General features: G+C 66.4%; 12 protein-coding genes. 3 read left to right on the top strand and 9 right to left on the bottom strand.

Going from position 1 to position 13,951, the window contains the following annotated elements:
* Positions 1-63: 63 nt before the first annotated feature.
* Positions 64-720, bottom strand: coding sequence for an RNA polymerase factor sigma-70 (locus ACPTTC_RS09340; protein ID WP_175955419.1), 657 nt, complete (start codon positions 718-720; stop codon positions 64-66).
* A gap of 281 nt (positions 721-1,001) precedes the next feature.
* On the opposite strand from ACPTTC_RS09340, the gene ACPTTC_RS09335 reads away from it, so the two are divergent.
* Both ACPTTC_RS09335 and ACPTTC_RS09330 read left to right on the top strand, forming a co-directional pair.
* The gene (locus ACPTTC_RS09335) at positions 1,002-1,247 is read left to right on the top strand and encodes a hypothetical protein (RefSeq protein WP_423392270.1); all 246 of its coding nucleotides are present in this window, start codon (positions 1,002-1,004) and stop codon (positions 1,245-1,247) included.
* Between the two features lie 46 nt (positions 1,248-1,293).
* Entirely contained in the window at positions 1,294-1,431 is a 138-nt protein-coding gene (locus tag ACPTTC_RS09330) for an HHHH-motif protein (protein ID WP_011351930.1), read from the top strand.
* A gap of 154 nt (positions 1,432-1,585) precedes the next feature.
* On the opposite strand, the gene ACPTTC_RS09325 is transcribed toward ACPTTC_RS09330, so the two are convergent.
* The 8 genes from ACPTTC_RS09325 to ACPTTC_RS09290 form a co-directional block, all read right to left on the bottom strand.
* Entirely contained in the window at positions 1,586-2,611 is a 1,026-nt protein-coding gene (locus tag ACPTTC_RS09325; protein WP_226200677.1) for a fimbrial protein, read from the bottom strand.
* Entirely contained in the window at positions 2,608-3,354 is a 747-nt protein-coding gene (locus ACPTTC_RS09320; protein ID WP_423392269.1) for a fimbrial biogenesis chaperone, read from the bottom strand. The genes ACPTTC_RS09325 and ACPTTC_RS09320 overlap by 4 nt, the downstream gene beginning before the upstream one ends.
* Before the next feature lie 16 nt (positions 3,355-3,370).
* Positions 3,371-5,824 (bottom strand): fimbria/pilus outer membrane usher protein, encoded by a 2,454-nt coding sequence (locus ACPTTC_RS09315; RefSeq protein ID WP_423392268.1) that lies wholly within the window; start codon positions 5,822-5,824, stop codon positions 3,371-3,373.
* 118 nt (positions 5,825-5,942) lie between these two features.
* Positions 5,943-6,455, bottom strand: coding sequence for a fimbrial protein (locus tag ACPTTC_RS09310; RefSeq protein ID WP_226200674.1), 513 nt, complete (start codon positions 6,453-6,455; stop codon positions 5,943-5,945).
* A gap of 205 nt (positions 6,456-6,660) precedes the next feature.
* Positions 6,661-6,918, bottom strand: a complete 258-nt coding sequence (locus ACPTTC_RS09305) for a hypothetical protein (protein WP_423392267.1) — start codon at positions 6,916-6,918, stop codon at positions 6,661-6,663.
* A gap of 374 nt (positions 6,919-7,292) precedes the next feature.
* Positions 7,293-8,750 (bottom strand): efflux transporter outer membrane subunit, encoded by a 1,458-nt coding sequence (locus ACPTTC_RS09300; RefSeq protein ID WP_423393342.1) that lies wholly within the window; start codon positions 8,748-8,750, stop codon positions 7,293-7,295.
* Positions 8,750-11,887 carry a multidrug efflux RND transporter permease subunit gene (locus ACPTTC_RS09295; RefSeq protein WP_423392266.1) on the bottom strand — a complete coding sequence of 1,046 codons (3,138 nt, stop codon included), beginning with the start codon at positions 11,885-11,887 and terminating at the stop codon, positions 8,750-8,752. Before ACPTTC_RS09295 ends, ACPTTC_RS09300 begins: the two co-directional genes overlap by 1 nt.
* Before the next feature lie 20 nt (positions 11,888-11,907).
* On the bottom strand, positions 11,908-13,107 hold the full coding sequence (locus tag ACPTTC_RS09290; RefSeq protein WP_423392265.1) for a MexX/AxyX family multidrug efflux RND transporter periplasmic adaptor subunit: 1,200 nt from the start codon (positions 13,105-13,107) through the stop codon (positions 11,908-11,910).
* Between the two features lie 150 nt (positions 13,108-13,257).
* Between ACPTTC_RS09290 and ACPTTC_RS09285 the strand changes: the two genes are divergently transcribed.
* Positions 13,258-13,905: a TetR family transcriptional regulator gene (locus ACPTTC_RS09285; RefSeq protein ID WP_175955436.1), complete on the top strand. Its 648-nt coding sequence runs from the start codon at positions 13,258-13,260 to the stop codon at positions 13,903-13,905.
* The last annotated feature ends 46 nt before the right edge of the window (positions 13,906-13,951 follow it).

Raw genomic sequence — 13,951 nt, 5'->3', positions numbered from 1 at the left:
GAAGGTGGCGAAGCGGTGGTTTCGGCCGCTCCTGTCTGTTAGACGATTGGCCGGCGCGGTTTTTTACCGGCGGCGTGCGCGGCCGCCCAGGAACACCGGGCACGCGACGCCGCGATGGCATGCGTCGAGGCATTCCGCGCAGTGGCGCTCCGCGTCGCGCACCATGAAATGCACGAGCGTCTGCGACACGTTCAGCGCGCGCGCCGCCGTCTGCAGCGTCTCCTCGCGCAGCCGCACCATCTCGAAGGCGGCACGGCTGCGCGCCGGCAGGTCGTCGAGCGCGGCCCACACGCGCCGCAGCGTGTCGCGCGTCAGCAGCGCGGCTTCCGGCGTCGGCTCGGGCGACGGCACGTCGAAGCCGTCGTCCTCTTCCGTGTGATAGACGTTCTCGAGGCTTTGCCGGCGGCACGCGTCGATCGACGCATTGCGCACCATCCGCGTCACGTACGCGACCGGCTGGCGCACCGCGTCCTGGTTCGGGAATTCGACGAGTTTCACGAACACGTCGTGCACGACGTCCTCGGCGCGGCTCGCGCAACCGACGAAACCGCGCGCGACATTGACGAGCATCGCGCGATGGGAGATCAGCACGTCGAGCAACGCACCCTGCGCACGGGCCGCTGCGGCACGGCGCGCACGCGGCGGCCGGTCGGGAAAATTGCCGAGGAACGGGTTCGCCGCTGCCGCCGCCGGTCGGTCGAGCACTTCCGCCATCGCCATCGATCTGCTCCGTCAAATTCCGAGATAGCGCAATTTAACGTAAACGCAAATCATTCTCAATACGATTACGAAATGCCCCTTTCGTTTGTCAGGATTTGTCTGAATAATCGATCAAATCGTTGCTCGGACAGATAGGACGGGGCCGCCAGCGGCGCCGCGCCGACACGATCTTTCACGCGTCTGTCGATACGCCTGCGCGTGTCATGTGCGGTAGCAACTTATTACCACGTGAAATTTTGAGGGCTCGTACGATCAGGTTGCCGTTTCCAAGGGAGAACGACATGAAATCCATCGTGTTATCCGCCGTCATGGCGGGCGTGGTATCGAGTGTGATGCTCACCGGCTGCGTCGCCTATCCGGCGCCGGCCGAAGTCACGATCGGCTGGCATGGCGATCGTTACTGGGACGGAAATCGCTACTGGGAGCGCCGCGACTGGGAGGCTCAGCATCCCGGTGGACATGACGACCGCCGCGACGATCGCCGTGACGACCATCGCGACGATCAGCGGCCGCAGCAGCAGTGGTGATGCCCTCCTCTTCCCGTAATTCGATCTTCAACAACAGGACCTCAACATGAAAACGCTACTCAAGACCCTGACCGTCGCGGCGCTCGCCGCCGCCGTGCTCGTGCCGGCGATCGCCGAAGCGCATCCGCACCGCGTGTGTCACTTCGATCATCACCATCACAAGATGTGCCGCTGGGTGCGGTAAGCAGAGCAACGCGCCGGGAAACCGGCGCCGCTCCGTCACGGTCCCGTCCGATCGCGAAAATGACCGTGACGACCGCAGCAGGCTGCCGGACATCGCAGTCGCCCCGAAACCCTCCGATGCGAGGGTTTTTTGTTGCCCGCCGCCTGCGTCGGGATCAATAGATGAACAGCCGGATCGTCGCCGTCGCATCGAATCGCCCGATCTTCGGCGGCCCGAACGACTTCAGCACCGCGTCCATCAGCACGCTCTGGTTCATCACGTTCGACGCGAACTGCGCCAGCGTGAACTGCTCGTTGAACGGAATCGCCTTGCCCGTGCCGTCTTCGATGCCGATGCCGAAATTGCTGTCCTTCGCGGGCACCAGCAAACCGTTCCGGACCGGATAGCTCGTTTCGAAGTACCCGTCGACGCGCACCGCGACGTTGCATTTCTTGGTCAACGACAACGAGAACCGCTTGCGCGGCACCGCCGGCATGAAGCCGTTGCCGACCGCCTGCACCTGCCCGAAATTGACGATGCCCGGCTCGGGCGTCACGAGCACGTCGACAAAGCACGGCGTCGGCTTGAGATTGCTCAGGCCGCTCAGGCGATACTGGAAACTCGGGTTGATCGCGTTCAGCCCTTTCGCGCCGTCGAACTGGAACACCGTGTAAACGTCGCTTGGCGGCTGCACCCACGACCCGCGCTTGCGCACCACCACCTGGTAGGCAATGTCGATCGAAATCTTCGGGCACCGGCCGGCGTTCAGTTCCCGGTCCGTGCACGGCGGCACTGTCTTGCCCGTCGGTACGCCCGTGCCCGGCTGGTTCCCCGCACCGAAATAGTCGGTGCCCTTGTAGCGGATGCCGATCTCGAGCCCCCACCCGGCCGGGTTCTGCTTGTTCGGATTCGCATAGAACGAGATCGGGTCGGAAATGTCGATGTTGCCCTTGCCGCCCAGATCCTTGAAGCAATAGCCCGTCGTATTGCGAACCGGCGACACCCAGATCACGTACCCGTCGGGCGCGTCGGTCGGATAGGACGCGACGCCGCCGATCGGCTCCGTCATCGATGTCGCGCCGCCGCTGGTCACGCAGCGCACCGCGAACGCCGGCTGCACGACGGCGACCAGCACGGCCAGCATCGCCCAGCGCAACCACGCCGTCATCGTTGGCGCGCCCTTTCGCATCCCCCCGCTCATTTCTTCACGCTCTTGCACGCACCGGCCTCACACGCATACTCCACCGCCACCTGGCCGCCGTAGTCGTCCACATGCGTGACGAACAGCGTCGCCGGCGTCGCGGCCTTGAACGGCACGTCGGCCGTGCTCATCGGGCTCACCATCACCGGCTCCAGCGGCACATGCGTCTTCTGCGCACCCGAAGCCAGGTCGACGATCGTGATGTGATACGGCGTCGGATTGTCGAACACCAGCTTGTGCGCGGCCGGATCGACCCGCAACGTCATCGGCAGCGTCCAGTCCTCGTCGCGCGCCGGCTGCACGGCCTTCGGCCGGTAGAACAGCTTCATCTGCGTATGCAGCGCGATCTGCAGCGTGTTCGGCGTATCCGTCTTCGGCGGCACTTCGCGGATGTTCAGGTAGAACACCGATTCGCGATCGGCCGGCAGCTCGGTGCCCGGCAGCTTCGCGATCCGCAGCACGTTGCGCTCGTTCGCCTCGACGCGCTGCAGCGGCGGCACGACCATCAGCGGCGACGTGATCTTGTTGCCCTTCGCGTCCTCGAGCCACGACTGCACGAGATACGGGTACGTCGTGCTCTTGTTGGTGATCGTGACGATCGCGGCCTGTTCGCCTTCGTTGAAGATCACGCGCGTGCGATCGGGCACGATCGCCGCCTGCGCGGCGCCCGCGAACAGCGCGCCGGCGGTTGCGAGCACGCACCCTGCGCGCCGCGAAAAGGAAAGGGAGAAGGAATTTTTCATCGCTGGATCCGTGAATTCATCGTTCGACCCGTGCGGCCGCTGCATGCGACTCGCCGGGCGTCTGGCACGTCACCGGAATCGGCGTGCCTTCGAGTTGGAGCTGGTTCGGCAGCGTGTCGATCGTGCAGAGCGTGCGTTCGCCCGCCCGCACCGCCAGCGTGGATTTCGGCTGAACCTGGGTCAGGAACGCCGCACCGCCCTCGCCGACGATGCCGAGTTCCTTGCCGTTCGCCACGTCCTGCACCGATGCGCCGAACGGCAGCGGCTTGCCGGCGGGGTCGGTCAGCGTCAGGTACAGGTTGCTGCCGCGTGCGGCGGAAAATTTCACGAAGCCGATCGCGCCGTCGGTCAGCACCATGCGCTGGATCGGGTTCGTCACCTGCACTTCGAGCGGCAGCTTCTCGACGTTGACGGTCGCGTCGTACACGTTGTACGGCGAGATGCCGTCGAGCACCGCATAGCCGCGCGAATCGGTACGCGAGAGCGTGCCGGACAGCGGCACATCGGGCACGCCATCGGTCGACACCAGCAGGCGCGTATCGCCCGCATTGCCGTTCGCGTGCGCCGACACGCCGTATTGCGTCGCGACGAACGAACCGTCGACTTCGAGCGATGCCGCCGCATACGCATTGGCGAGCGTCGACGCCTGCGCGGTCAGCTGATACGCGGACGAGCGCTGGCGGTAGCTCGCGTTCGCCGACGCGCGTCCGTCGGTCGCGCCCGCGTTGATCTGGTAGGTGCGGCCATCCGGATCGTCGTAGATGTAGCCCGCGTTCACGCTCGTGCTGCCGCTGCCCGTCGTCAAGTTCGATGTGACGGTATGGCGGCCGCCGATCGGCAACGTCGCGGTGACCGAGACCTGGTTGCCGCTGGCACCGGCGCTCTGCGTACGGAAGGCCGACACGCTCACGTTCAGGTTGCGCAGCGTGCCGATCGAGAACGCGCGCGTCAGCGTGAGGCCCACGCGCTGCTCGTTCGCACGTTCCCAGTAGGTCGTCTGGTCGTACGAGAAATAGGTCGATGTATCGCCGAAACGCTTCGACAGCGTCGCCGAGTAGCGCTGCTTGCTGTTGGCGAGGCCGTACGCGGTCGGGTCGCCCGAGAACTGCGCGAAGTTCGTGTATTCGCGCTCGGAGAAGCGATAACCGAAGAAGCGCACGTCGGCATCGAGCCCGTCGAAGTGCTTCGAATAGTTGATGCGGTACGAGTTGCCGTTGCGCGTCGCGCCGTTCCACCACAGCGTCGCCCGCGCATGCGTGACGTCGGCCGACAGCGCGCCGAACGCGCCGAAATCGCGGCCCAGGCCGAGCGCGATCGACGTATAACCCGACGCGGCGATGAAGCCGCCGTACGCCGTGACGTCGAACGGCAGGCCGTAGGCGATTTCACCAAAGCCGAAGAACGGCGTGATGCCGGCGCCGCCGAACTGTCGCGGCTTGCCGACGGCGGCCTTGTAGCGCAATTGCCCGGCGCGCGCGAGGAACGGCACGGCGGCCGTCGTCACCTGGAAGCGCTGCACGCTGCCGTCCTCTTCCTCGACCGCGACGTCGAGCGTGCCCTGCACGCTCGTATTGATGTTCTGCAGCGCGAACGCGCCCGGCGACACGCGCGTCACGTACAACACGCGGCCCGCCTGCGAGACCGTCACGGTCGCGTTGGTGCGCGCGACGCCCGAGATCAGCGGCGCATAGCCGCGCAGCGAAGGCGGCAGCATGCGGTCGTCGCTGCGGATCGACGCGCCCGTCAGCGCGAACGTGTCGAAGATGTCGGAAGTCAGGTAGTCGTCGCCGAACGTCACCGTCGACTGGATCGACGGCAGCGCGCGAAAGGCATAAAGCCGGCTGAAGCGGAACGTGCGGTCCGCGTAGGCCGTATTGCCCACGTTCGATTGCGCCTGGTAGTCGCCGCGAAAGCGCCATGCATCCCAGTTCGCGCCCACCGTCCCGTAGGCCTGGATCGAATTCGTCTGGCTGCCGCCCGTACCGAAGTTGCGGTTCGTGTTCGCGATCACGCGATAGTCGAGCATCGCGCCCGGAATCCCTTCGGACCAGCGCGACGGCGGCAGGTAGGTCGTGTCGGTGAACTCGAGCGCGGCCTGCGGAATCGTGATCTTGAGCCGCCCGTCGCTTTTCAGGTAGCGCACGGTCGCCCCCTCGATCGCGCCGAGATCGACGCAACGTCCGCCCTGGAAGCGCGGCAGGTCCTTCAGGAGCGACGGCTTCAGCCCGAACTGCGCGACGAGTTCCGGCGGCAGGCACGGCTTGCCCGCCCCCGAAGTGTCGACGGCGATGAATTCGATCGCCTGCAGCCCGTAGAACAGGTCGTTGACCTGCACGTCGAGCATGTACTCGCCGGGCAGCGTGAAGTCCGCTTGCGAGAACTGCGACAGATCGACGTTGTTCGAGCCGTCGATGTTCAGGAACGACGAATTGAATTCCGTCGCATGGCTCTGGCTGCTGACAACCAGCACGGAGACGCAAAGGAAGGAATGTCTGATTCGCACGCGGCGCTACCGGAAGTCCAGGGAAGAGGAAAAGGAGGAAAAACGAACGAGGAAGGGTGCGCGCACCCTTCCCCGGTACGGCGGCTTACTGGTAGCGGACCGTGAAGTTCGCGACGCCTTCGGCGGTACCCGGCGTCACGCCGGCTGCGGTCGCTTCGTACATGGCGGCGAAGCGTGCGATGTTCGTGCCGTTCTGCAGCACGGTCGGTGCCTTCTGCTCGGCGCCGTTGTCCAGGTATTCGCCCGACGCGGCCTGCAGGCGGATGCCGACGTTGGTTGCCGAACCGATCGTCGCGAGCAGCTTCGGCTGGCCTGCGCTCGACGTGCCCGTGAACGTGAAGTACGCGTTCTGCGCGACGCTCGTGTCGCAATCGGTCAGCTGGATGTCGAACTTGGTCGGCGTGGACTTGTCGCCGGCCTGCTTGAACACGTTGGTCGGCACCTTGCCGAGGTTCACGGTCTGGTTGACCGAACCCGAATCGATGCCGCATGCGCCCGCGACGATCTCGCCCGTGAAGTTGATCGTGCCGGTGCCCGCTGCGAAGGCCGAGGTCGACAGGGCCGCGAGTGCGACAGCGGTCAGGAGGGATTTTTTCATGACGTTACCCGTATGGAGTGCAAATGGAGTAGATGACGTGGCGGACACAAACGGCAGCGCGTGGTTGGCTTCCGTCCGTCACGAGGCGGCATTATCGAGATAACCATGAAAGTTTTCTGTAAATCATTGTCAAATGCTTCTGACAATCTTCGATTTACCCCTCCAAACCCGCACCATTTCCCACCCGTTTTCAATCCAGAGATTTTTATCCGCAGTCCTTTTTTATTCCATGGAAGCAATTGAAGATTAAAGACATTTTCGATCGACAGTCGCTGCCAACCCGCTTCTCCTTGCTGGCATTGGCTCCAGGCAAATCATCCGGGAAAAAGACAAAATCTTGTCCAACGCCGCCATCGTTGCCTGGCGGCAACGCCAATATCAAATCATTTTCAACAAACAGGAAATTAACTCGCGATTCAATCAATATGATTCTTTCGCGCAAACGATTGCGATACGAATGCAAACGTTTTGCTGCGACACTTTGCCACCCTCATTATTTCCAATATATGGTTAATTGGATTGTCAATTCCGGATCGTAAAGCGCCCATATAAGCGGTTGCCGGAACCCGACATCCGGACCGCATCGCATGGGAGAAAGAAGGAGAAATGACCCGCGCACGTTTGCGCGGGATGGCGACACGAACGGTCGCAAGACGAGGGCTGCTCCGGAACGCGTACGTGCGCGTTGCTGCAGGATGAGGAACGTCCTGGCCGGCCTGTCAGTGGGGAACGCTATCGCTGGAACAGCGGTATGGATCGAAGGAAGCGGCGGCGGCACGCCGAAGCGTACCGCCGCCGTCATGCCGCCCGGTGCGTTGTCGCGTCAGGCGACGGGCATTAGGCGGAAGCCGCGGCCTCCGCCGACGCCGGCGACCAGCCGCCGCCGAGCGCACGGTACAGCGTGATCGCATTCGCGAGCCGGAGCTGCTTGAGCCGGATCAGCTCCTGCCCCGACTCGTACGTGCTGCGCTGCGCGTCGAGCAGTTCGAGATACGTCGCGACACCGCCCGTGTAGCGACGCTCCGCGAGCTTCAGCCGCGCGCCGTCGGCCGCATGGACGTCCTGCTGCGCGGCAAGCTGGCGATCGATCCAGTCACGCGCGGCGAATGCGTCGGCCACTTCGCGGAACGCGGTCTGCACCGTCTTCTCGTAATCGGCAACCGCGATGTGCTTGCGCGCGTTCGCGACGTCAAGGTTCGCGCGATTGCGTCCGCCCGCGAAGATCGGCAGCGTGATGCGCGGCGCGAACGTCCACACGCTCGTGCCGCCGGCAAACAGGCTCGACAATGTGTCGCTGACCGAGCCGTAGTCGCTCGTCAGCGTGATGCGCGGGAAGAACGCCGCGCGCGCGGCGCCGATCTGCGCGTTGGCAGCCTTGAGCCGCGCCTCCGCCTGCCGGATGTCCGGCCGCCGTTCGAGCAGCGTACTCGGTGCGCCGGGCGCCACCGGCGCGATCGACAGCGTGTCGAGCGCGGTCGTGTCGCCGGGTACGTTGCGCGCGAAGTCGCCCGCGAGCAACTGCAGCGCCCGCACGGACTGCGCATGCTCGCGCTGCAGCGCGGCCTGCGACGCGCGCGCGGATGCCACCAGCATCTCGGCCGAGCGCAGCTCGATCGCATCGCTCGTGCCGGCCGCATAGCGGCGCTGCGTGAGCGCGGCCATGCGTTCGCGAGCCTCCAGCGTGCGCTGCGCCAGCACGAGCTGCTCGTGCAGCGAGCGCTCCGACACATAGGCGAGCGCCACGTCGGCGATCACGCCGATGCGAACCGTGCGTTGCGCGTTCGCCGTCGCGAAGTATTCGGCGAGTGCCGCGTCGGACAGGCTGCGTACGCGGCCGAACAGGTCGAGCTCGTACGCGCTGACGCCGACGCCCGCGCGATACAGCCCGCTGATCGCGCTTTCGCGCACGACCGGGTCGTACTGCCGCGCACGGTCGTAGCCCAGGTTCGCATCGACCGACGGCATCAGGTCCGCGCGCTGCACGCCGTACAGCGCACGCGCTTCCTCGAGACGGCCGGCCGCGACCCGCAGGTCGCGGTTGTTCGCGAGCGCCGCATCGATCCACGCCTGCAACGCGGCGTCGGTAAAGTAGGCGCGCCAGTCGTCGAGCAGCGCGGCGGCGTCGGGCGACGCCTCGGCCGCCGGTGCGGCACTGCCGTCGACCGGCGCATAGGTCGCCGGCACCGGCGCCGCCGGCCGCTCGTAGCGCGGCGCGAGCGTGCAGCCGGCCAGCGCGAGCGCGGCGGCCAGCGCAACCTGAACCCGCAGCGCGGCGCGTGCATTCAGCGCAAACATCATTGAGAACCCTCCATCGCCGCCGGCTGGGCCCCGCCGCGCCGGCGCGGGCCGACGTCGAACAGGCGGCCGACGATCACGAAAAACAGCGGGACGAGGAACACCGCGAGCACGGTCGCCGTGATCACGCCGCCGAGCACGCTGGTGCCGATCGCCATCTGCGCGCCGGACGCGGCGCCCGACGCAAACGCGAGCGGCAGCACGCCGACGCCGAACGCGAGCGACGTCATCACGATCGGCCGCAGCCGCAGGCGCGCGGCCTCGAGCGCCGCGTCGACGAGCGACATGCGCTGCGCGACCAGGTCCTTCGCGACTTCGACGATCAGGATCGCGTTCTTCGCGGACAACCCGATCGTCGCGATCAGCCCGACCTTGAAGTAGATGTCGTTCGGCATCATCCGCAGCGTGACGCCGAGCACCGCACCGATCACGCCAAGCGGCACGACCAGCATCACCGCGAACGGAATCGACCAGCTCTCGTAGAGCGCCGCGAGCGCGAGGAACACGACGAGCACCGACAGCGCGAACAGCATCGGCGCCTGCGCACCCGACAGCCGCTCCTCGAACGACTGCCCCGACCACGAGAAGCCGGTGCCGGCCGGCAGTTTCCCGGCGAGCCGCTCGATCGCGGTCATCGCTTCGCCGCTGCTGTGGCCTGCCGCGGCCGAGCCGTTGATCGTGAACGACGGATAGCCGTTGTAGCGCGTGAGCTGCGGCGGCCCCATGGTCCAGTGCAGCGTCGTGAACGCCGCGAGCGGCACCATCTCGCCGCGCGTGTTGCGCACGCGCAGCTTCTTCACGTCGTCCGGATCGAGCCGGTGCAGCCCGTCGGCCTGCACGACCACGCGCCGCACCTGCGTGCCGTGCATGAAGTCGCCGATATAGTCGGAGCCGAACATCACCGCGAGCGTCGTGTTGATCTCGTCCATCGACACGCCGAGCGCGGACGCCTTCGCGCGATCGATGTCGAGCTTCAGCTGCGGCGCGTCCTGCGTGCCGGCGAACATCAGGTCGGTCAGCGCCGGATCCTTGCGGCCCGTCGCGAGCAGTTGCTCGCGCGCGGCGCTGAACGTCGCGTAGTCGAGCCCGCCGCGGTTCTGCAAGCGGAAGTCGAAGCCGCTCGACGAGCCGAGATCGGGCAGCGCCGGCGAGTTCATCGCGAACACCGTCGTGTTCGGCGTGCTCGCGAAGCGCTCGTTGATGCGCGCGACGATCGCCTGCACGTGAGCGTCTTCGCGCTTGCGCTCCTTCCAGTTCTTCAGCGTGACGAAGATCATCCCGCCGTTCGGCCCTTCGCCGTACAGGTTGAAGCCGCCGAGCGCATACGTGAACGCGGCCGGCTCGTCGCGGCGGATGGCCGACTCGACCTCGCGCACGCTCTGCATCGTTTCCGCGAGCGGCGTGCCTTGCGGCCGGATCACCATCACCATGAAATTGCCCTGGTCCTCGTCCGGCAGGAACGCGGTCGGCAGCTGCGTGAGCATCAGCGCCGCGGCACCGGTCAACGCACCGTATACGACGAGCCAGCGCACCGGCTTCTTCAGCATCGCGCCGACGCGCGTCGCATAGCGCTGCGTCGAGTGTGCGACGAAGCGGTTGAACCAGCCGAAGAAGCCGCGCTTCTCGTGATGGTCGCCGGACACGGGCTTGAGCAGCGTCGCGCACAGTGCGGGCGTCAGCGACAGCGCGAGGAAGGCCGAGAAGCCGATCGACACCGCGAGCGACAACGCGAATTGCCGGTAGATGTTGCCCACCGCGCCGCCGAAGAACGCCATCGGCACGAACACCGACGTCAGCACCACGGTGATCCCGACGATCGCGCCGCTGATCTGCTTCATCGCCTTGACGGTCGCGTCGTAGGGTTGCAGCCCCTCCTCGACCATCAGCCGCTCGACGTTCTCGACCACGACGATCGCGTCGTCGACGAGGATGCCGATCGCGAGCACCATCCCGAACATCGTCAGCACGTTGATCGAGAAGCCCGCCGCATACATCACGCCGAACGTGCCCGCGAGCGCGACCGGCACGACGAGCGTCGGGATCAGCGTCGCGCGCAGGTTCTGCATGAACAGGAACATCACGAGGAACACGAGCACGCCGGCCTCGATCAGCGTCGTGACGACCTTGTTCATCGACACGCGCACGAACGACGACGTCTCGTACGGGATCTGGTACTTCACGCCCGGCGGAAAATACGCGGACAGCTCATCCATCGTCGCGCGCACGCGCTTCTCGGTGGATACCGCGTTCGAGCCCGGCGCGAGCTTGATGCCCATCCCGGTCGCGACCTTGCCGTTCACGTATGACGGATAGTTGTAGTCGTTGCCGCCGAATTCGACGCGCCCGACGTCGCGCAAATACAGCGCGGAGCCGTCGGCCTGCGTGCGCAGCGCGATCGCGCCGAAATCGGCCGGCGTCTTCAGCGGCGCATCGGCGAACACGGTCGCCGCGATCGGCGCACTGGCCGGCACCGCGCTGCGGCCGATGTCGCCGATCGTCACGCGCGCGTTGTGCGCGCGCACGGCCGACGCGATATCCGACGCGGTGAGGCCGTGCCCGGCCATCTTCACCGGGTCGGGCCAGATCCGCATCGCGTACTCGGCGCCCCAGAACTGCACCTTGCCGACACCCTCGACGCGACGCAGCGCCTGCGCGACGTTCGCCGACGCATATTCGCCGAGCTGCACGGCGCTCATCCGTCCGTCGTCGGACGTCAGCGACACCACGAGCTGAATGTTGTCGGCGGCCTTCTCGACCTGGATGCCGTCGCGCCGCACCGGTTCGGGCAGCCGCGCCTCGACCGTCTTCAGCCGGTTCTGCACTTCGACGGCCGCGAGATCGGCGTTCACGCCCTGCTTGAACGTCAGGTACAGCGATGCCGCCCCGGCGCTGCTGGTGGCCGACGTGTACAGCAGCCCCGGCGCGCCGTTCATTTCGCGCTCGATCAGCGCGGTCACCGATTCCTCGACGACTTGCGCGGACGCGCCCGGGTACGTCGCATAGATGCTGACGACGGGCGGCGCGATGTCCGGGTACTGCGCAACGGGCAGCGAGCGGATCGCGAATGCGCCGCCCAGCATGATGAAGATTGCGATCACCCACGCGAAGACGGGGCGATCGATGAAGAAACGTGCCATGGTGGTGTGGTGTTAACCGGTCAGGTTTGACGGGCAGCCGCCTGCGAAGCGGCCGCTGCCGGCGCTGCCTTCGACGGCGGCGCCTTCTCGACGGGCTTGACGGCCGTATCGGGCGCGAACTGCGCGGCGTTGTCGACGATCACGCGCTCGCCGCCCGCGAGGCCGCGCGTGATGCGCCAGTCATGGCCGCTCATCTGGTCGGCGGCGACCTCGACGTCCTTGACCTTGTCGTTCGCGCCGACCACGCGCACCGACGTGCGCTCGGCCGTGCGCAGCAGCGCATCGCGCGGCACGAGGATCGCCCGCTGGTCGACCGCCGTGTCGAGCGCGATCCGCACATACGCGCCCGGCAGCAGCTCGCGCTCCGGATTCGGGAACAGCGCGCGCATCGCGACGGTGTCGGTGGTCGGATCGACCGCGAGATCGCTGAACAGCAGCTTGCCCTTCAGCGGATACGCGGTGCCGTCGGCGCGCAGCAGCGTCACCGCGATGTCGTGCTGCGCGATGCCCGTCGCACGCCCGCTCTTCACCGCTCGGCGCAGCGCGTCGACGTCGGCGGCCGGCTGCGAGAAGTTCACGTAGATCGGATCGAGCTGCTCGACGGTCGTGAGCGGCGTCGCCTGGTCCTGGCCGACGAGCGCGCCTTCGGTCACGAGCGCGCGCCGTGCGCGGCCCGCGATCGGCGCGGTGACGGTCGCATAGTCGAGTTGCAACTGCGCGCGTGCGAGCTCCGCCTTCGCGGAAGTCACGCCGGCCTTCGCCTGCGTGTCGTCGGCAACCGCCTCGGTATGGTCGCGCTCGCTCACCGCGCGATCGCGCACGAGATCATCGTAACGACGGCGCTTGTCGCTCGCCGCGAGCGCGGCGGCCTGCGCCTTCGCGAGCGCACCCTGCGCGGCGTCGCGCGCGGCCTTCAGCGGCGCGGGATCGATGCGGAACAGCACCGCGCCCTGCTTCACTTCCTGGCCTTCCTCGTAGGTGCGCGCGGTCACGATGCCCGCGACCCGCGCGCGTACTTCCGCCTGCCGGTATGCGTCGAGCCGGCCCGGCAATTCGACGGTCATCGGCACGGCCGTCGGGCGCACCGTCACGACCGTTGCCTGTTTCGCGGCCTCCGGCGCGGCGTCCTGGTCGCCCTTTCCACATCCGGCCAGGGCCAGCATGGCCGCCAGCGCGAACGGCGCCAGACGGTGGCGCAACAGGGAGCGATTGTTGTTCATGTGTGACCTCGGATCGTTCGCCACCGATAAAATGCGGCGGCTCAGGGTGGCCGATTATAATCAGTCACGACTGATTAAATACACGCCGCTTCAATCTGACCGTCACACTGTCTCAATAAAACGACAGCGAACTGTAAGGAATTTCAGGACATGGCCCGCAAGACCCGCGAAGAATCGCTCGCCATCAAGCACCGAATCCTCGACGCCGCCGAGCTCGTGCTGCTCGAGAAAGGCGTGGCGCAAACCGCGATGGCGGACCTCGCCGAGGCCGCCGGGATGTCACGGGGCGCTGTCTACGGCCACTACCGCAACAAGATGGAAGTGTGTCTCGCGCTGTGCGACCGCGCGTTCGCGCGCACGTCGGAAGGCTTCGACGCGGGCGACGGGCTGCCCCCGCTCGCCACGCTGCGGCGCGCCGCATCGCACTATCTGCAGGAATGCGGCGAGCCGGGCCCGATGCAGCGCGTGCTCGTGATCCTCTATACCAAGTGCGAGCAGAGCGAGGAAAACGGCGCGCTGCAGCGGCGCCGCATGCTGCTCGAACTGCAGATGCTGCGGATCACGAAGGCGCTGCTGCGGCGCGCGATCGCGGCCGGCGAAGTCGCCGCCGATCTCGACGTGCACCTGGCCGCCGTCTATCTCGTGTCGCTGCTCGAAGGCGTGTTCGCGTCGATGATCTGGACCAACCGGCTGCGCGGCAACCTGTGGACCGACGCCGAGGCCATGCTCGACGCCGGCTTCGACACCGTGCGCACGTCCGCCGCCTTGCGCATCCGCGCGCACAAATTGCCGGACTGACGCAAATCGTCGTAATAAATGCTGATTTAACCCGATTTACCGCACT

Origin of the sequence: Burkholderia mycopellens, assembly GCF_964265025.1 — a bacterium.
Lineage (GTDB): Bacteria > Pseudomonadota > Gammaproteobacteria > Burkholderiales > Burkholderiaceae > Burkholderia.
The sequence above is the reverse complement of the archived record's forward strand: the minus strand, read 5'-3'. Positions and strand labels throughout refer to the sequence as shown.

Excerpts from the sequence above, each read along its gene's own strand:
- ACPTTC_RS09340 (WP_175955419.1), bottom strand. The coding sequence starts at position 720 with ATGGCGATGGCGGAAGTGCTCGACCGACCGGCGGCGGCAGCGGCGAAC.
- ACPTTC_RS09335 (WP_423392270.1), top strand. The coding sequence starts at position 1,002 with ATGAAATCCATCGTGTTATCCGCCGTCATGGCGGGCGTGGTATCGAGT.
- ACPTTC_RS09330 (WP_011351930.1), top strand. The coding sequence starts at position 1,294 with ATGAAAACGCTACTCAAGACCCTGACCGTCGCGGCGCTCGCCGCCGCC.
- ACPTTC_RS09325 (WP_226200677.1), bottom strand. The coding sequence starts at position 2,611 with ATGAGCGGGGGGATGCGAAAGGGCGCGCCAACGATGACGGCGTGGTTG.
- ACPTTC_RS09320 (WP_423392269.1), bottom strand. The coding sequence starts at position 3,354 with ATGAAAAATTCCTTCTCCCTTTCCTTTTCGCGGCGCGCAGGGTGCGTG.
- ACPTTC_RS09310 (WP_226200674.1), bottom strand. The coding sequence starts at position 6,455 with ATGAAAAAATCCCTCCTGACCGCTGTCGCACTCGCGGCCCTGTCGACC.
- ACPTTC_RS09300 (WP_423393342.1), bottom strand. The coding sequence starts at position 8,750 with ATGTTTGCGCTGAATGCACGCGCCGCGCTGCGGGTTCAGGTTGCGCTG.
- ACPTTC_RS09295 (WP_423392266.1), bottom strand. The coding sequence starts at position 11,887 with ATGGCACGTTTCTTCATCGATCGCCCCGTCTTCGCGTGGGTGATCGCA.
- ACPTTC_RS09290 (WP_423392265.1), bottom strand. The coding sequence starts at position 13,107 with ATGAACAACAATCGCTCCCTGTTGCGCCACCGTCTGGCGCCGTTCGCG.
- ACPTTC_RS09285 (WP_175955436.1), top strand. The coding sequence starts at position 13,258 with ATGGCCCGCAAGACCCGCGAAGAATCGCTCGCCATCAAGCACCGAATC.